Here is a 17,329-nt window from a genome sequence, read left to right as displayed (position 1 = left end):
GGGAGACCGAGCCGGCTCACGGCGTCAAGCGCCAAGGACCCAACGGCTTCCCGCCCACCCCATCATGACAGACAATCCAGACACAGGGACCCATACGCCGCAGCAGATGCTGTTGATGGGACTCGTCGTTCCAGCATCGGCACAACAAGCGGCATCGGTGGTTATGGGTCCCTGCTTGCGCAGGGACGACGGCGAGTTTGTGGCGCGGCAGTCCACCTCACTCGAAACCGCGCTAGTCGTGTAGGATGGGTAGAGCGCAGCGAAACCCATCGTCTCACCACGCGGCACGGCTGATGGGTATCGCTTCGCTCCACCCATCCTACGATTCTGTGCACCAGCGACAGAAATCGCCTAGCTCAGAAACTTCTTGAACCCGCTGGGACGGAAGAAGAAGCGGCCATGCGATGCCATGGTAAGCGCTGACGTGGTGCGGCCGATCATTTGCGGCCGGCCGCGCAGCGCCAGACGCAGATTGGCCTCGCCGCCGGCGCGATCGCCCATTTCCAGAAGAGCGGCGGAGAAGCTGGTGCGCGTCAGGGGATCGTCGGGGCGCTGCGCCAGCACCTGGCGGTAGAGATCCGCCGCAGCCGAATATTCGCCGTCGAGCAGCAGCACGCGCGCAAGCGCAGCCAGAACATCGGGATGTCCCGGCGCCGCAACGCGCAGTCTTTCCAGAATCTCGCGCGCGCGGCCGCGCTCGTTGCGCTGGGGCAGCAGCTGCGCGAGCAGGAGCTGAAACTCGAGGCTGCCGGGCGCGAGCGCCAGCGCGCTCTCAAGGACGGCAACCGCATCGTCGATGCGGCCGTCCGCGTGCAATTGCCCTGCCAGCGCCTGAAATGCGGGCAGATAGGGTGGCCGCCGCGCGGTGGTCCGCCGCAGCACATCGATCGCCTCGTTGCGGCGACCGGCACCGCCGAGCGCCGCGCCGAGCAAGGTCTCGAGGCCGGGATCCTCGACACGGCGCGTGGCACGCTCGAGCGGCGCGATCGCCTCCTCGTTGCGGTTCTGCATCATCAGGGCCCGCGCCAGGATCGAGGCCGCGCCGACATCGGTCCGGTTTGCCTTCAAGACCTCCGCCGCCAGCCGTTCGGCTTCGACGACCTGCCCCATCTGCAAAGCGACCACGGCGCGTTGCAGAACCGGGGATGGGCCGGGCCCGCGACTGGCGGAAGGAGGCGGAGGTTTCGGCATGCGATCCGTCGAGAGAGGGTTCTTCCCAGCCGTTATCATTGCCGCCGACGGAGCGTCCAGCGAAAGTCGTAGCCGGGCAGCAATATACCGTCGGTTCCCGCGGCTGTCAGGCGACAGACGCTGAACCGCCCTCTCCCGCCCGATTTTTCGACTGCTTAACCTATTCGACCTAGCCTGAATTGCCGCAACAAGGCCCGGTTTGATGTTCGCAACTACCCTTGAAGCCATTCGGTCGACCACCTCGAAGCGAACCGCTTACGTCAGCGGAATCCTCGCGCTTCTGGCCGTCGCCATCGCCTTCAAGGCCGTGTGGCTGGCACGAGTGGGGCTTGGGCACGGCCGCGAGCTCGTCGACTTTGCCGCCTTCTACATCACCGCAAAGCTGGTGTGGCTGGGCACGGTGGACCAAGCCTATCAATTCGCGAAGCTCATCGTCATCCAGAGAGAGGCGTCGGGCGGGCATGATGGCTTCATGTCATGGACCTATCCGCCGCAGTTCAGCCTGCTGCTGGCGCCGTTCGCGCTGATTCCGGTCGGGATTGCCTATCTGCTGTTCGCGGCCTCGACGCTGACGCTTTACCTCGCCGTGCTGCGCCGTCTCGCAGGCGATAACTTCGTGCTCGTGCTCATCGTGTTCTTTCCGACCATCGGGATCACGCTGGCCTGCGGACAGAACGGCCTGCTGACGGCCGCGCTGATCGGAATGGTCTGCCTGTTCTTTCAGGAGCGGCCAATCCTCGCGGGGACCGCCCTTGGCCTCATGATCATCAAGCCGCATCTCGCGATCGCGTTCGCGGTCTATGCCGTGCTGCGGCGGTCCTGGATCGTGGTGATGACGGCCGCCGCCGTCGTGCTGATCAGCTCGGCGATCTGTACGGCGGTCTTCGGCGTCGAGATCTGGAGCGCATTTCTGCAGAGCGTGCGCGATTCGTCGGTGTTCCTCGAGCACGGCAATTACCCGATGCATCGCATGATCTCGATCTATGCCGCGTTGCGAACCGCGGGGTTGTCCGCGTCGGCAGCGTTCGTCGCCCAGGGCGCCGTCGCGGTGCTGGCGCTTGCGGTGGTTCTCATTGCAACCTACCGGCCGATGCCGGCACGCGAGCGACTCGGCCTCGTCGCGATCGTGTCGGTCTGCATCAGCCCCTACGCCTACGACTACGATTTCCTGATCTTCAGCGTCGGCCTGACGCTGCTGTTACCGGCGCTGCTGGCGAGCGCGCGCGAGTGGGAACGGGGGATCATCTACGCCCTGCCGATACCGATCGGCGCGTTCGGCTACCTGCAAGCGACGCAGATGGCTTCTTCCCACAACGGCGAACAGGCGCTCAGCACGTTCTCGATCGGCGGTTTTGCGATCATTCCGCTGATCGCGCTCATTGTCGGCATCGTGCTGCTGCGCAGTTCAGGGACGGAAGCAGTCAGCGGATCGACCGTCAGATGCGCATCCGCTTGAAGATCGCCTCCGGCAGTGCGCAGATGATCGTCATCACCAGCCGGAACCGCCTGGCCACATAGATCACGTCGCGCGGCCTCGTCACATCGGCGAGGTAGATATCCTCCGCAACCCGATCCGGATCGACCGTCAGGGGCGCCGGCAGCTTCATATGCGCGGTCATCCTGGTGCGCACGAAGCCGGGCTTGACGGTGATGACGCGGACCTTGCCCGCCAGCGTCAGGCGGTTGCGCAGGCCGGACAGGAATTGCGAGAAGCCGGCCTTGGCCGCGCCGTAATAGTAGTTCGACGCCCGCCCGCGATCGCCGGCGACCGAGCTGACCCCGACGATCGTTCCCGAGCCGCGCGCCTCGAAGCGTTGGGCGAATAGTTCGAGCAACAGGCTGGGCGCCTCGAAGTTGGTGCGCATGATCGTCGTGGCAAGCTCGGGATCGGCCTGCGCACGCAGCTGGTCGCCGAGCTCGCCGACCACGCACACCACGGTGTCGGGGAGCACGGACAGGCCGGCGACGAAGCCGGCCAGCTGCGCGGTCTGCAGCACGTCGAGCGATTGAACCGTCGTTTCGACGCCGCTGCGCGTCCTGACATCATCCGCGTTGCGCTGCGCGGCCTCGATATCGCGGGCGGCGAGCGCCACGCGCCAGCCCTCCTTTGCATAGCGCAGCGCCGTCGCATGCCCGATATCCGAGCTGCCGCCGATCACCAGAATTGATTTTGTGCCGGTCATCAAATTCCAAGCCGTGCTGAAAGGTGGGAGACAAGGCGCGTGGTCGCCCCGGTCTGCTGGCGGATGTCCCGCAAGGCCGCGAGGCCGGGATATCCGGATTCGAATGTCGCGCGGGACTGCCGCGCGTCCTTGGCGAGGTAGAGCCGGCCGCCGGCATCGACCACCAATGCATCAAGCTCATCAAGAAACCCGAACAGCGTGTCGCTGACCGGAAAGTCCATCGTCAATGTATAGCCGCGCAGCGGAAACGACATCGGTCCACCGCCATCGCCGAGCTGCTTGAGCACGGCAAGGAACGACGCATCGCCGCGCTGGGATACCCGGTCCAGGATGTCGGCGAGCACGCGGCGTGCGCGCGCCTGCGGAATCACGCATTGATACTGCACGAAGCCGCGCCTGCCGTAGATCCTGTTCCAATCGGCGATCGCATCGAGCGGAAAGAAGTAGGGATCCCAGTGGACGAGCCGCGGCTCGCCCTGCTGCGCGGCGCCGCGGCGGAAGTAGAGCTCGTTGAACGCCCGCATCGACGCGCGGTTGAGCAGCCATCCGGGAAACAGCGCCGGCACCGACAACCGCGACATGCGAGGGCTGGGGAACGGCGCGAGCTCGGGCCCCAGCAATTCCTTGTCACGGCGCGCGGCGTGCTCGGCCAGATAGACCAGCGACCGTCCGAGCGCAGCACCGCGTGCAAGGCAATCGATCCAGGCCACCGAATAGGTGGCCGACGCGCTGCTCTCCAGGTGATCGATCGCCGCCTCGAGATTGGCGGCGACGCGGGTGTCCTGCAGCAGCCAGGCCGTCTCGATCGGCAGCAGCCGCAACGTCGCCTCGAGGATCATGCCGGTCAGGCCCATGCCTCCGAGTGTCGCCATAAACAGCGCAGCGTTCTCCGCGCGCGAGCACGACACGATCTCGCCGCTGGGCAGCGCGAGGCGGAATGACTCGACGATCGTGCCGAAGCCGCCGTCGCGATGGTGGTTCTTGCCGTGCACGTCGGCCGCGATCGCGCCGCCGACGGTCACGAATTTCGTGCCGGGCACCACCTTCAGGAAAAAGCCGCGCGGCTCGAACGCGGCAAGGATGTCCGCGATGGTCACGCCGGCTTCGACCGTCAACTGGCCGGTTGCGGCATCGAAGCTCCGCATCCGGTTCAGGCAGTGCGTCGAAATCGTGGCGTGCGTGCCGATCGCCGCATCGCCATAGGCGCGGCCCGCGCCGCGCGCAACGACGCCGGAGCGCCCGAGCAGATGGTCCCGTGCGCCCGCGGGCGTCCGCGGCGCCAGCAGTTCGGTCGACACCTTCGGATAGTTGCCCCAGCCGGACAGGCCAATCTCGCCCGGATTGGAGCTCGCCGTCGCGCGTCCTGGCAATGCAGCCGCCGGCATCGCTAGATGGCGGCGAGCATGATGACGCCGATCGCGCCCAGCGCGACCCAGCTGGCCCGATCCCGGAGCGCGAACATCACCGGATCGTCGTCGATCAATCCACGCTGCGCGAACAGCATCACGCGGCCGATCCAGTACATCAGGATCGGGCAGCAGGCCCAGAGCAGTTGCGGATGGCTGTAGAGCGCGCGAACCGTATCGGACGATATGTAGAGCGTGAAGATCACGACGGCATTGAAGCCCGACGCCGCAGCGAGGATCGCGATCATCGACTTGTCTTCGACCTGGTAGCCGCGCGCCGCCAGCACGGCGCCGTCCGGCCGGCTGGCGAGTTCGATGTGGCGCTTCACCAGCGCCAGCGACATGAAGATGAACAGCGAGAACGCGAGCAACCATTCCGACATTGGCACATTGATCGCGACCGCGCCGCCGATCACGCGGACGGTGTAAAGCGTCGCCAGCACGACGACGTCGACGATCGCGATGCGCTTGAGCCGCAGCGAATAGGACGTTGTCAGCGCGAAATAGCCGAGCAGGACTCCGGCGAACGCGACCGATATGCACAATGCGATCGCGAATGCGGCCGCTAGCGCCAGGGCCATCGCGCCGGCGGCCTGCGACGCCGAGATCGCACCGCTTGCGATCGGACGGTTGCGCTTGGCCGGATGCGCGCGGTCGGCCCTGATGTCGAGAATGTCGTTCAGGATGTAGGCGCCTGACGCGCAGAGCGAGAATGCGATCACCGCAAGCAGCGACGTCGCCGCCGATCCCAGCGTAAATTTATGCGCGGTCAGCAGCGGCACCAGCACGAGGGCGTTCTTCGCGTATTGATGCACCCGGAGCAGCTTCAGCCAGCTGTGCACACCGGCCGGTGCGGGCGCAGCCGGTTCGGATCGACCGGGGCGCGCCACGCGCGATGCGAATTCAGGCAATGCGACCGTTGCGCTGCCGATGTAGTCGAAGCCCTGGCGCAACACGGACGGCAGCTCTTCGCTCCGCGACGCCGGTGACCGGCCAGCCGGTACGGCAGCCCAGGCGGTGAAGACGCCGAGATGCTGAGCAACAGCGCTGACGAACGGCTCGGAATAATTTTCCGAACAGAGATAGACCGGGCGGCCTTCGCCCAGCACCTGCAAGAGGAAGGTCACCGCGTCACGGTCGAACTGCGCGCGGGATGGATCGAAGCCCGACGTATCGGCAACCTGCGTGGATCGCGCTTCAGGTCCGAACGCGGTGGCGATCGCCGTGGCGACCGCGAGAACGCGACGGCTCAATTCGGAAGCGATACCCGCCGGGACAGCGCTTCCCGGCACCATCACCTCGTCGATATCGACAACGAGCGGCCGGCCGCCTGAACGCAGCGGATCGCGAAGGGCGTCGCTGCCGCCCTGCTCAACCCGTTCTGGAACGCTAGCTCGCATGCGCGCGGACTTCCGGTGGCCCCCTCCCGATTGTCCGGAGCGTTCCCTAATTTGGGGTGAATTTGGGGGCAAACGCCGGGCCCACCGCGCCGAAAGGCAGCGCGCACAGGCCGTTGCGGCTTCGATCAGGGGGAAGTCGGTCGCCGATGGCGTGCGCTGCGCGCAACCAGGCGGAAAATGGCGATCCCGGGAAGACTCGAACTTCCGACCTACGGTTTAGGAAACCGTCGCTCTATCCGGCTGAGCTACGGGACCGCACCGCCCGCCGCGAAGCATGCGGGCGCAGCCCTCCCATAGCAGAGGTGCCGAATGATCGCCAGCCCGCGCCCCAACGGGCGCGCGCGAAGTTGTGCCTGGTTCGCCGCGTCGCGCGCTACGCGACCTGTCGCGCCGGATTTGCGGCGGCATCCGCCGCACTGGCCCGGCGCGCCGGCAGAAACTCGATCGCCTCATCCTTCAGCGAGCCGAACCGCAGCGTCATGATATCGAGCGCATAGTTCTGGTACAGCCGCCACGGCCGGCGCGAGCCCTGCTTCGGGAACCTGGCGGCGGCGCGCTGGATATAGCCCGAGGAGAAATCCACCCAAGGCAGCTCAGTGACGGTTGGGTCGTTCCGCCGCGGCGTCACCTGCGCGTAGCCGTTCGCCTTCATGTGGTTGAGCATGCGGCAGACATATTCGCAGGTCAGATCGCATTTCAGCGTCCAGGACGCGTTGGTGTAGCCGAAGGCCGCGGCGAGGTTCGGCACGCCCGAATACATCAGCCCCTTGTAGTTCATGGTCTTCGACAGATCGACCGGCGCGCCGTCGACCTTGATCTCGAGCCCGCCGAGCACCTGCAGATCGAGGCCGGTCGCGGTCACCACGACATCGGCGTCGAGCACATTGCCGCTCTTGAGCTTGATACCGCCGGGTGTGAAGGTCTCGATCTGGTCGGTGACGACGGACGATCCGCCGCTGCGCAGCGATTGAAACAGATCGCCGTTCGGCACCAGGCAAAGCCGCTGGTCCCACGGATTGTAGCTCGGGGTAAAATGCGTGGCGACGTCGTAATCGGGGCCGAGCGCGTGGCGCACGCCGCCGAGGATCAGCTTCTTCACGCGCTCCGGATCGCGCTTGCAGAGCCGATAGAAATACATGCCGAACAGCACGTTCTTCCAGCGCGTGAGGCCATAGGCGAGCTTCGCCGGCAGCCGCGCCCGCAGCCAGTTGGCGACCTTGTCCTCGTCCGGCCGCGCCACGACATAGGTCGGCGAACGCTGCAGCATCGTGACATGGGCGGCGGCCTTCGCCATTTCCGGCACCAGGGTCACCGCGGTCGCGCCGCTGCCGATCACCACCACCTTCTTGCCGGCATAGTTGATGTCGTCGGTCCATTTCTGCGGATGGACGACGCGGCCGGCGAAATCGGCGATGCCCGGGAAGTCCGGCGTGTAGCCGTGCTCATATTTGTAGTAGCCGCTGCACATGAACAGGAAGTTGCAGGTGAGGCGCTCGATCGCCTTCTCCGGCCCGCGCTCGACTTCGACGGTCCATTGCGAGTCGGCCGACGACCAGTCGGCGCGCACGACGCGATGGTTGAAGCGGATCTTCTTGTCGATGCCATACGCGCGCGCGGTCTCGCGCACATAGTTGAGGATCGACGGCCCGTCGGCGATCGCTTTCGGCTCGGTCCACGGCCGGAACGAATAGCCGAGCGTGTACATGTCGGAGTCGGAGCGGATGCCGGGATAGCGGAACAGGTCCCAGGTCCCGCCGATGCAATCGCGGCCTTCGAGAATGGCGTAGCTGCGGTCCGGACAGTTGGTCTGCAGATGGTAGCCGGCGCCGATGCCTGACAAGCCGGCACCCACGATCAACACGTCGAAATGAGTAGACACGCCCTGACCTCTCCCGTGCAAAATTGACAATCCTTATTGTCAGATAACTTGACATCTGACAATGGCTCATGTCAATACACTTTTCATGGCAAGCAGCCGGAAAGCCCGCCTCTATGGCGGCATGGACGCCGACGAGCGCCGCACCGAACGGCGGCTGAAGCTGATCGATGCTGCGATCGAGGTCTATGGCGAGGTCGGCTATCCCAGCGCGACGGTGAAGGCGATCTGCGAGGCCGCTGAGCTCACGGAGCGCTATTTCTACGAGTCCTTTGCCAACAGCGAAGCGCTGCTGATCGCCGCCTACAATCATGTCGTCGGCCATCTGCACGAGGAAATGACGGCTGCCGCCGCGGCCGCGGGCCACGATGCCGAAGCACGGCTGCACGCCGCGCTGACGCTGTATTTTACCCGGCTGAAGGAGCATCCGAAGCCGGCGCGGGTTTTCCTGCTGGAAATCTCCGGCATCAGCCCGGCGGTCGATGCCGTCAAGCTCGACGCCGGGCGTGTCTTCAGCGACATCCTGGTGCCGCCGGTGCTCGATGCGAAACACGGAGACAGGGGCGCGGCTGCGACGCTGCTCTCGACCGGCATGGTCGGCGCGGTCATCTCGATCGCGCTACGCTGGGTCTCGAAGCAATATCCGCAAACCGTGGAGGACGTCGTCGCGATCGCCGCCAGCTTCTGCCGCGTCGCGTTGACCGAGGCCGATCGCCGCCGGGACTTGCGTTTGCGGTAACGGTGGGTCCACACCGCTCGCCGATTTTCGACTATGTTTCGCTGGGGTTTCCGGCCTGGCCCGAGGCCGCGCCGCTGATTTTACTTGCATGACCGGCGGCCGGGGTTGTCTTATGCCCGGTACCGGGCGCAACCAGGCTTTTCCTGTTTCGCCTTGCGAAACAACGAAAAGCTGCATCAAGCGGAGCTTAAGCCTTTGGTCGACGTGCACAGGCTGGACGACGTGACCGCGCGCCTTGGCGACGTGGTGCTCGATCCCGCGACCTGGCCGTCCTTCATGGACGAGGTCAGCGCGGCCGTCGGCGCGACCGGGGCTGCGATGCTTCAGAGCGATATCCGCACCGAGGACATTCCGCGCTCGGAATCGATCAGCGAATATTTCACCAAGACCTATTTCCCGAACAATCTGCATCTCACCGACATCCGCGCGGCACGCGGCGTGCCCCTGATGCTGGCTGGCACCAATGTCATCACCGATGCGGACCTGTTCGGTGGTGAGGCCGAGATGCTGCGCGACCCGCTTTATGCGACGCTCGGCGAGTTCGGGCTGAAATGGTTCGCGGGGATCGGCTTCCGCGCCGGCCCGGCATTGTGGGCATTGAGCATCCAGCGCTCGCCGAAGGAAGGCATGTTCGACGCCGACGAGGTCAAGGCACTCTCGCGCGTGTCGGCACGGCTGACCGAGGCCGCGACGCTGTCCACCGTCGTCGGCCGCTCGGCGATCTCGGGCATCACCAGCGCGCTCGACCTGATCCAGGTCGCGGCGATCGCCGTCGGCCGCTTCGGCGCCGTCATCGGCATGAACGCCCACGCGGAAAGCTGCCTCGGCCATGACCTTGCGATCCGCAACAACCGCCTCACTCTGCTCGACCGGCAGGCCAATGCCGATCTGACCAGGCTGATCGATCTGCTGGCCCACAGTTCGGACCTGCACCCGCTCCCAACAGCGCCGATCGTGGTGCGCAGGATCGACAAGCGGCCGATCGTAATCCAGATGCAGCCGGTGCCTCCCGCCGCGCGCTCACCGTTCCTGGGCGCGCGCGCGATCCTGTTGATCCGCGATCTCGAAGGCAGCGCCGCATTCGATTCTGCGCTGCTGGCGGCCACCTTCGAACTGACGCCGGCGCAGGCGCGCCTCGCCACGCGGCTTGCGCGCGGCGATTCAGTCGAAGCGGCGGCACAGGAGGCCGGCGTTGCCCTCGCCACCGCGCGCAATCAGCTCAAGACGATCTTCCAGAAGACCGGCACGCATCGGCAGGCGGAACTGGTCGCATTGCTGCACCGGGTGAAGTGAGCAATTCGAGACGAATTGTTCTGAGGTTCCGGTCGCCTTCGCCGAGAATTCTGGAGATATTCCAATACCCCACGGCTGTGTTCCACCGGACACAGCGGTATCTGAGGCATTCCACAGGGGTGAGGAAAATCGTCGGGTTCCTGGGTGACAAGCGTCACCAAAATGGCGACAATCTGGTCACTCTGTGTCGTTCGGGTTTGCTTGCAATGTCCGTGATGCCGTCACGATCATCGACGTTGGCTGTTGCCGTTTTTGTCGCCGCGTTTGCGCTGGCGCCGATGCGTGCGCATGCGCAGTGGTGGCGCAGCGCCCCGAAGGATTTCGAGGATTGCGCCGACCTCGCCGAGAAGGCGAAGACCAAGGAAGACAAGACCGCGCAACTCGCCGACTGCAACGCCAAGTTTGCCGGACGCCGCAAGGTAGGCGGCGGCTATACCTATTACGACTTCATGCAGGACCGCAGCTTCGACATCGCCGGTCCCAATCCGACGCCGGACGAGCAAAAGAAGATCGACCAGGAATATACCGGCTATCTGGAGAAGGAGCGCCGCTCCAGCATCGTCGCGGCGTTCAACGCCAAGCAACTCGAGCGGCAGGAAAAGCAGGAGCGGCCGCCACAGATCCAGCAGGCGTCGCTGCACAACGAGCCAGTGCACGGCGAGCCGGCGAAAGTCCCCGTCCCGGTCGCGCGGCCGACCAAGCCGCGCGTCGCTGCCGCGCCTCCCAAGGTGCGGCCGCCGGCAGGCAGCTGCGTGAAGGGTACGTTCTCGTGCGACTGGCCGCGGCTCTCCGACGGGCTGAACGATCTGAAGAAGCTGTTCACGCCGACATCGCCGTCGCCGACCAAGCTCGCGAAGCGAACGGACGTCAGTCGGTAATCACCATCGCCCAGAACCTGCGGTACGGCGACTTCGGATTGTCGACGTAGGCCACGCCGACGCGCTTCGCGCCCGGCATCAACAGATTCTCGCGATGGCCCGCCGAGTTCTCCCATTGCTTCAGCATCTCGGCGAAGGCGATGAAGCCGGCGCCGATATTTTCGGCAGCGCGCTGCTTCTTCAGCGGCGCAATGCGCGTGAAGAAGCTGCCGCCCGCGGAATGGCTGACCGATCCGGTCGCCGACATCGCCTGCGCCTGCCTCAACGCCATCGCATTCAGCTTGGCGTCGAGCTTCACCGCGGGCATGCGGTTGGCGCGCCGGTAGGCGCTGATCGAACCGGCATAGTCGACGGCGCTTGCCGCCGCTACCGAGCCAAGCAGAAAGGTAAGCGCGAGAACGAGCAGCTTCATCTCAGATAGTCTCTCTCATGGATCAGCGGGCGTGACCGCGCTTGTGGTGTCGATGCGCGACCGGTTGGTGCACAGGCAAGGCCGATCGGCTCGCCGCCGCGGCGGCCGCGCGCTGTTCCTGCAAGCGCGCATCGTAGCCCGGCGATGGTGTGACGGTCGGCGGCGCGGCGCGGACCGGACCGACGCCCAGCGCAACAAGCGTGAACAGCATGATGCAGGATCGCTTCATGACGTCACCTCCTCGGTTGTTCGATCGATGTGGCGGAGCCATCGCGGATCTGCTCCGGCGTCAGCCCCGGCGAGCCCTTGCCGTCGGCCTCGGCCTTCCGGATCAGCGCGATGATGCGGCGCGACAGCGGCGCCTCGAGCCCGCGGCGATCCGCGATCGCGGTGATCACGCCCTGCAGATAATCGATCTCGGTGCGCCGGCGACGCTGTAGATCCTCCCACATCGAGGAGCGCGCTTCCGGATCGATCTTCATGGTGCGGCCAAGCAGCATGCCGAACAGCGCATCAGGCAGCCGCAGCAGATGCGGCATCCAGTTCGACGGCAGCGGCGTCGGCGACACCGGCGCGATGCCCTCGGCGCGAACCGCGGCCAAACCCTCCGCCATCTGGTCGGCGAACAGTTGCCGCCAGCCGCGCTGCGCGAGCTGCTGCCGCAGCGGAATGTTGGACAGCGCATTGAGCGCGTTGTTGAGATTGACGATCAGCTTGCCCCACTGCACGCCGTCGATATTGGCGGTTGCCTTGATCGCAAGACCGGGCACCGAAAGCCGTGCCGCGGTGCCGACATCATCCTGCGCGATCACGATGTCGCCCGAGGTCGAGCGATGGAAGCGGCCGTCGCCGAGCGCGACCACGTTGAACGGCACCATGCCGCCGAGCACGTTGCGGCCGGGCAAGCGATCACGCAGCAGCGGCACGTTGCCGACGCCATTCTGCAGGCTGATCACCGCGGCGTCAGTGGATGCGTGGCGTGCGATCAATTCGGCGATCTCGCCGGTATCCGCGCTCTTCACCGTCACCAGCACCGTCTGGGCGTCGCGCAGGATCGACGGATCGTCCGACAAAATGAGTCGGTCGACCGCTGCCATCCGCTCCGAGCCGTCGAAACTGCTCACCCGCAAGCCGTTGCGCGCGATCTCCTGGATCAGCCGCGGCCGCGCCAACAATGCGACGCGGCGGCCGGACGCAGCCAGCATGCCGCCGACGAAGCAACCGATGCTTCCGGCGCCCGCAATCCCGATCGGCCGATCCGCGTTCATCTGGCTAAACGTCCGTTCATCAGAGCTCGACAGCAGACCTCGATAGCAGACTTCGAGAGCAGACTCCGATAGCAGACCTGGGGTTGCCTGCCAATTTCGATGCGCCGCCGCCGGGTGGCCCGCCTTGTAACCGTCATGGGCCACAGCTATGTTTCCCGCTCGGGGCACGGTTGCGGCAGGAGACGATCATGGGCTTACTCGACGTACTCAACGGCATGCAGAACGGCCCCCGCGGTCCAAGCGCCCCAAGCACACCATCCGACAGCTCGAGCAGCGGCGGAATGTCGCCGATGACCATGGCGATCCTGGCGCTGCTCGCCTGGAAGGCGGTCAAGCATTTCTCCGGTGGCCAGCCGAGCGCAACCGCTCCTCAGTCGACCCCGGCGCAGGCGCCACAACTCCCCGGCAATGTCACTGCTGGTTTGCCCGGCGGCGCTGGTGGCGGCGGACTCGGTGATCTGCTCAAGGGCGGCCTTGGCGGCCTTCTCGCCGGCGGCGCGGCCGGCTCCGTGCTCAGCGGCGGCCTCGGCGATCTGCTCAACCAGTTGCAGCAGAAGGGCCATGGCGACGCGGCAAATTCCTGGGTCAGCAATGGCCCCAACAAGCAGATCTCGCCCGGCGATCTCGCCAACGCGCTCGGCGCCGACCAGATCGACTCGCTGGCGTCGCAGAGCGGCATGTCGCGCGATCAATTGCTGCAGGGCTTGAGCCAATATCTGCCCGACGCGATCAACCATCTGACGCCGGACGGCCGGCTGCCGAGCGGCGACGAGCTGCGCGGCAGGCTTTAGCGGCAGCGTTGATTCCATCTGAGGAGGACGACAGTCATGGGCGGCATCATCTGGGTCATCATCGTCGGCTTTGTCGCGGGGATCATCGCGCGGTTCCTGTCACCGGGCCCGAACAATCCGAGCGGCTTCATTCTCACCACCGTGCTCGGCATCGCCGGCGCGTTTCTCGCGACCTTCATCGGCCAGGCGATCGGCCATTACGGTCCCGAACAGGGCGCGGGCTTCATCACCGCCACGATCGGCGCGCTGGTGGTGCTGTTCATCTGGAACCGGCTGGTCGCGGCGCGCGTGATCCCTGATCTGGGAAACAAGTAGAAACGAGCGCGAGACCGCTTCGATAGCGCAATGCCCGGGCATGACCCGGGCATTGTCTTTCCTGACCTGCTTTCATCCGCATCGTGGCGCGGCTGATCTGCAGTCTCACTGAATCAGATGCATGCCGGCGTCCATGCGGACGAATTCACCGGTCATGTTGCTCGACGCCGGGCTCGCCAGGAAGCAGACCAGATTGGCGATATCTTCGGCCGTTGACGCAACCTTCAGCGGCACGCGCGCGACCACGGCATCGCGCACCTGCTTGGCGCCCGCCTCGCCGCGGCCCTTGGTGAACCACGGCGTATCGATATAGCCCGGGCACACGGTGTTGACACGGATCAGCGGTGCCAGCGCGCGCGCCAGCGACTGCGTCATGGTGTTGAGCGCGCCCTTGCTCGCGGCATAGGCGACCGACGATCCGCCACCGGAAATACCGGCGACGGATGAAACGTTGACGACCGCCGAGGGAAGACCCGAGGCTTTCGCGCCGGCTTCGAGCAAAGCGCGCGCGGCGCGGACCATCTGGAACGGGCCGATGGTGTTGACGGCATAGATGCGCTGGAAATCGTCCGCGGTCAGGCCGTCGAGATCATGATGCGGCACATGCTTGGTGGTGCCGGCATTGTTGACGAGCACGTCGAGACGGCCCCAGCCCTGCGCGGCGGCCGCGATCTTCTTGCAGTCCTCATCGCGCGAGACGTCGCCCTGCACCACCAGCACCTCGGCGCCCTGCTTGCGGCAGGCTTCCGCGGTCGCTTCGGCTTCCGCCTTGCTGTTGGAATAGTTGATGATGAGGCGTGCGCCCTGCGTGGCGAGGATTTGCGCGGTAGCGGCGCCGAGGCCCGATGCCGATCCGGTCACGATCGCGCACAAACCATCCTTGGACATCTGCATTTTCCTTGTTGTTGTGAGCCAGATGATCTCCGGCGGTGGCACACCATATCGCGCGGAAATACATCTGCAAGCCGCGCCGGTCCATTACAAATAGGCGTGAGGGCCCTTCTGCAGGCCGGCCCATTGCGCATCGTCATGGCCGCAGATGATCTTGACACCTGACGCCTCGAGCCTGGCAATCTCGTCGAGCGATTTCAGGAATTGATCGACATCGAGGCTGTTCCGCGGAGAAATTCGCTGGTCGAGATTGGCGCGCACGCTGAGCGAATCGGATGCGAGCAGGTATTCGCCGCTCCGATCCAGCTTGACCAGCGCGCCGGTCGTTCCCTTCGAATGTCCTGGCAGCGGGATCAGCGTCAATTTGCCGTCGCCGAACACGTCCATCTGCTTGTCGAAGATTTCCGTCTTCAGCGGATGATCCCAATCCGCCTTGATGTATCCGCGATCGAACGCGTTGTCGGCATTCGCAGCCTCGATCTCGAGCGCGTGGACGAACACCGTCGCCTTCGTGAAGAAGGCGTTGCAGCCGCAATGGTCGGTGTGCAGGTGAGAACAGATCACCACGTCGATATCGTCGGGACCGAGGCCAACGGCTTTCAGGCTGGTCAGCACATGATCGTCCGCCGGCATGATCGGCTGCATGTATTTCGCGAGCGTGCCGAGCCGGCCTTCCGGGTCGGACGCGACATCGGGATGGCATCCGGTATCGAACAGCACGTTGCCCTGGGTATGCCGCAACAGCACGCAGGACACCGGAAGATCGATCATCTCGCCGCGCGCCGCATCGGGAAGATAGGTCCGCTTCGACATCCGCAGACGACCGCCCGACAGCATATGCATCTTCATCGCATCACCTCTGATTTTGATCTAAAACTACATATGAGTTTTATAGAAACTCATAATAAATTTGACAGCATCTTATTCGCCCCTATAGCTTCCGTGCAACGTCGCGATCGCATCACCATGCGTTCAACGAAGCATCCGGCTCTTCGGCCCGCATCGTTGACATCGATCAGCGGTCGCCCAAGGGAAGTTTCGCCACGATGTACACCGTGTTCAGCGTGTTCGCTGCGACATCCGATCCGGCAGCGTTCAAACCCTTTCTCTGCGTTCCCGCGCGGCCCGACCGCGCATATTTTCCCGACGGCGTCGAACTGTCCTATGGACACATTGCGCGGCAGGTCTTCGCATTGCGCGATCGGTATCGCGCATCCGGCTTCGGCCATGGGCATCGCGCCTGCCTGCTGCTCGAGAACCGGCCGGACTTCATCGTGCATTGGCTGGCGCTCAACAGCCTCGGCGTCTCGATCGTTCCGATCAACCCGGCCTATCGCGCTGCGGAAATCGAATATCTCATTGCGCATGCCGAGCCCGACCTGATCGTCACGCTGCATGATCAGAGGGAATTGCAGAAGGCGCTGACCGGCGCGGTGCCCGTGCTTGAGGTGTATGGTGACGATCTCGGCGCAAGCGCGACACATATCCCGCTTGCCAAGCGGCCGCCACCTCGCGCCGGCGAACCGGGAAGCGAAACCGAGGCTGCGCTGCTCTACACGTCAGGCACGACGGCGCGTCCGAAGGGATGCATCCTGACCAACGAGTACGTGATCTCGACCGGCCGCTGGTACATCGGCCGCGGCGGCGAAGCGACGTATCATACCGGCGCGGAGCGCCTCTACAGCCCGCTGCCGCTGTTCCACATGGCCGGCCTCACGCTGACGCCGATCGCGATGATGCTGACCGGCGGGTGCCTGATCCTGCCCGAGCGCTTCAACGCGAAATTTGCCTGGCGCGACATCGTCGCGTGCCGGGCCACCGTGCTGCACTATCTCGGCGTCATCGTCGCGGCCCTGCTCGCCCAGCCGGAGACGCCGGACGAGAAAGCCCATGCGCTGCGCTTTTCGATGGGCGTCGGCGCCAATCCCGAGCAGCGCGCACGCGCCCGCGACCGCTTCGGCATCCCCTTCGTCGAGGGCTGGGGCATGACCGAGACCGGGCGCAGTCCGTTCAACACGGTCGAGCCGCGCCACCTCGAAACCAACACCATCGGCCGCAGCGAGCCGGGCCTCGAGATGGTCATACTCGACGGCGACGACAATCCGCTGCCACCGGGATCGGTCGGCGAACTCTGCGTGCGCCACTCGGAGGTGACGCCGCGGCGTGGCTTCTTCTCCGGCTATCTGAAGGACCCCGATGCAACCGAGCAGGCCTGGCGGGGCGGCTGGTTTCACACCGGCGACAGCGCCTGGCAGCATGAGGACGGCGCCTTCGTGTTTGTCGATCGCCTCAAGCATTTGGTCCGCCGCGCTGGCGAGAACATCTCGGCCGCGGAGGTCGAGGCCGTGCTGACGACATCCGGGCTGGTCAAGCAGGCGGCGGTCGTTGCCGCGCGCGATCCGATCCGCGACGAGGAAGTCGCGGCCTTCATCGTGACCGACGACGGCGCCGCAGCTTCACGCGAACTCGCACAGGACATCTTCCAGTTCTGCCGCGAACGCCTTGCGGCCTTCAAGCTACCGGCATGGATCGCCTTCGTCACCGAGTTGCCGCTGACCTCGACCAACAAGATCCAGAAACATGTGCTGCTCGGCGCGGACCGGGACCCGCTATCGCATCCCGGCATGATCGACCTGCGGCAAGAGAAAACCAACGCCATAAGGCAATCGAACTAGAGGAAACAAAC

At 65.1% G+C, this 17,329-nt stretch carries 17 protein-coding genes and 1 tRNA gene; 7 read left to right on the top strand and 11 right to left on the bottom strand.

The genetic code is table 11. The features are described from left to right. Positions 1-351: 351 nt before the first annotated feature. Complete coding sequence (locus FBZ93_RS14410; RefSeq protein WP_283810819.1) at positions 352-1,125, bottom strand: tetratricopeptide repeat protein; 774 nt, start codon at positions 1,123-1,125, stop codon at positions 352-354. Positions 1,126-1,393: 268 nt separating this feature from the next. Between FBZ93_RS14410 and FBZ93_RS14405 the strand changes: the two genes are divergently transcribed. Then, positions 1,394-2,647 (top strand): glycosyltransferase family 87 protein, encoded by a 1,254-nt coding sequence (locus FBZ93_RS14405; protein ID WP_146986561.1) that lies wholly within the window; start codon positions 1,394-1,396, stop codon positions 2,645-2,647. On the opposite strand, the gene FBZ93_RS14400 is transcribed toward FBZ93_RS14405, so the two are convergent. The 5 genes from FBZ93_RS14400 to FBZ93_RS14380 all read right to left on the bottom strand — a co-directional run bounded on the left by FBZ93_RS14400 (position 2,628) and on the right by FBZ93_RS14380 (position 8,059). Continuing rightward, positions 2,628-3,374, bottom strand: coding sequence for an SDR family oxidoreductase (locus tag FBZ93_RS14400; RefSeq protein ID WP_146986560.1), 747 nt, complete (start codon positions 3,372-3,374; stop codon positions 2,628-2,630). The genes FBZ93_RS14405 and FBZ93_RS14400 overlap by 20 nt on opposite strands. Beyond that, complete coding sequence (locus FBZ93_RS14395) at positions 3,374-4,759, bottom strand: FAD-binding oxidoreductase (protein ID WP_146986559.1); 1,386 nt, start codon at positions 4,757-4,759, stop codon at positions 3,374-3,376. The genes FBZ93_RS14400 and FBZ93_RS14395 overlap by 1 nt, the downstream gene beginning before the upstream one ends. Before the next feature lie 2 nt (positions 4,760-4,761). Continuing rightward, a complete protein-coding gene (locus FBZ93_RS14390; RefSeq protein WP_146986558.1) occupies positions 4,762-6,180 on the bottom strand; it encodes a UbiA family prenyltransferase in 1,419 nt (472 codons plus the stop codon). A gap of 178 nt (positions 6,181-6,358) precedes the next feature. Continuing rightward, positions 6,359-6,435, bottom strand: a tRNA-Arg gene (locus FBZ93_RS14385). A gap of 118 nt (positions 6,436-6,553) precedes the next feature. Continuing rightward, the gene (locus FBZ93_RS14380; protein ID WP_146986557.1) at positions 6,554-8,059 is read right to left on the bottom strand and encodes a flavin-containing monooxygenase; all 1,506 of its coding nucleotides are present in this window, start codon (positions 8,057-8,059) and stop codon (positions 6,554-6,556) included. Between the two features lie 85 nt (positions 8,060-8,144). Here FBZ93_RS14380 and FBZ93_RS14375 point away from each other — a divergent pair, with 85 nt between their 5' ends. The 3 genes from FBZ93_RS14375 to FBZ93_RS14365 all read left to right on the top strand — a co-directional run bounded on the left by FBZ93_RS14375 (position 8,145) and on the right by FBZ93_RS14365 (position 10,966). Continuing rightward, entirely contained in the window at positions 8,145-8,795 is a 651-nt protein-coding gene (locus FBZ93_RS14375) for a TetR/AcrR family transcriptional regulator (protein ID WP_146986556.1), read from the top strand. Between the two features lie 222 nt (positions 8,796-9,017). Beyond that, positions 9,018-10,088 carry a helix-turn-helix transcriptional regulator gene (locus FBZ93_RS14370; RefSeq protein ID WP_146986555.1) on the top strand — a complete coding sequence of 357 codons (1,071 nt, stop codon included), beginning with the start codon at positions 9,018-9,020 and terminating at the stop codon, positions 10,086-10,088. 215 nt (positions 10,089-10,303) lie between these two features. Continuing rightward, entirely contained in the window at positions 10,304-10,966 is a 663-nt protein-coding gene (locus FBZ93_RS14365; protein WP_146986554.1) for a hypothetical protein, read from the top strand. On the opposite strand, the gene FBZ93_RS14360 is transcribed toward FBZ93_RS14365, so the two are convergent. Genes FBZ93_RS14360 through FBZ93_RS14350 form a run of 3 tightly spaced genes read right to left on the bottom strand, consistent with a single transcriptional unit; the run spans position 10,956 to position 12,646 of the window. After that, positions 10,956-11,378, bottom strand: a complete 423-nt coding sequence (locus FBZ93_RS14360) for a CAP domain-containing protein (protein WP_146986553.1) — start codon at positions 11,376-11,378, stop codon at positions 10,956-10,958. The two genes, FBZ93_RS14365 and FBZ93_RS14360, sit on opposite strands and share 11 nt — an antisense overlap. Before the next feature lie 22 nt (positions 11,379-11,400). Beyond that, a complete protein-coding gene (locus FBZ93_RS14355) occupies positions 11,401-11,607 on the bottom strand; it encodes a hypothetical protein (protein WP_146986552.1) in 207 nt (68 codons plus the stop codon). 4 nt (positions 11,608-11,611) lie between these two features. Beyond that, entirely contained in the window at positions 11,612-12,646 is a 1,035-nt protein-coding gene (locus FBZ93_RS14350) for a 2-dehydropantoate 2-reductase (protein ID WP_146986551.1), read from the bottom strand. Positions 12,647-12,834: 188 nt separating this feature from the next. Here FBZ93_RS14350 and FBZ93_RS14345 point away from each other — a divergent pair, with 188 nt between their 5' ends. Together FBZ93_RS14345 and FBZ93_RS14340 are read left to right on the top strand one after the other, a co-directional pair. Continuing rightward, a complete protein-coding gene (locus FBZ93_RS14345) occupies positions 12,835-13,437 on the top strand; it encodes a YidB family protein (RefSeq protein ID WP_146986550.1) in 603 nt (200 codons plus the stop codon). 36 nt (positions 13,438-13,473) lie between these two features. Continuing rightward, a complete protein-coding gene (locus tag FBZ93_RS14340; RefSeq protein WP_146986549.1) occupies positions 13,474-13,752 on the top strand; it encodes a GlsB/YeaQ/YmgE family stress response membrane protein in 279 nt (92 codons plus the stop codon). Between the two features lie 105 nt (positions 13,753-13,857). Here FBZ93_RS14340 and FBZ93_RS14335 read toward each other — a convergent pair whose 3' ends face one another. Beyond that, positions 13,858-14,640 (bottom strand): SDR family NAD(P)-dependent oxidoreductase, encoded by a 783-nt coding sequence (locus tag FBZ93_RS14335; protein WP_146986548.1) that lies wholly within the window; start codon positions 14,638-14,640, stop codon positions 13,858-13,860. Between the two features lie 90 nt (positions 14,641-14,730). Further along, positions 14,731-15,492: an N-acyl homoserine lactonase family protein gene (locus FBZ93_RS14330; RefSeq protein ID WP_146986547.1), complete on the bottom strand. Its 762-nt coding sequence runs from the start codon at positions 15,490-15,492 to the stop codon at positions 14,731-14,733. Between the two features lie 197 nt (positions 15,493-15,689). Here FBZ93_RS14330 and FBZ93_RS14325 point away from each other — a divergent pair, with 197 nt between their 5' ends. Next, positions 15,690-17,318 carry an AMP-binding protein gene (locus FBZ93_RS14325; RefSeq protein ID WP_246667473.1) on the top strand — a complete coding sequence of 543 codons (1,629 nt, stop codon included), beginning with the start codon at positions 15,690-15,692 and terminating at the stop codon, positions 17,316-17,318. The last annotated feature ends 11 nt before the right edge of the window (positions 17,319-17,329 follow it).

The sequence above is a fragment of the Bradyrhizobium macuxiense genome, from assembly GCF_007993935.1.
In the GTDB taxonomy this organism is placed as follows: domain Bacteria; phylum Pseudomonadota; class Alphaproteobacteria; order Rhizobiales; family Xanthobacteraceae; genus Bradyrhizobium; species Bradyrhizobium macuxiense_A.
Note: the sequence above shows the minus strand (reverse complement) of the source record. Positions and strands in the feature narration are given on the sequence as shown.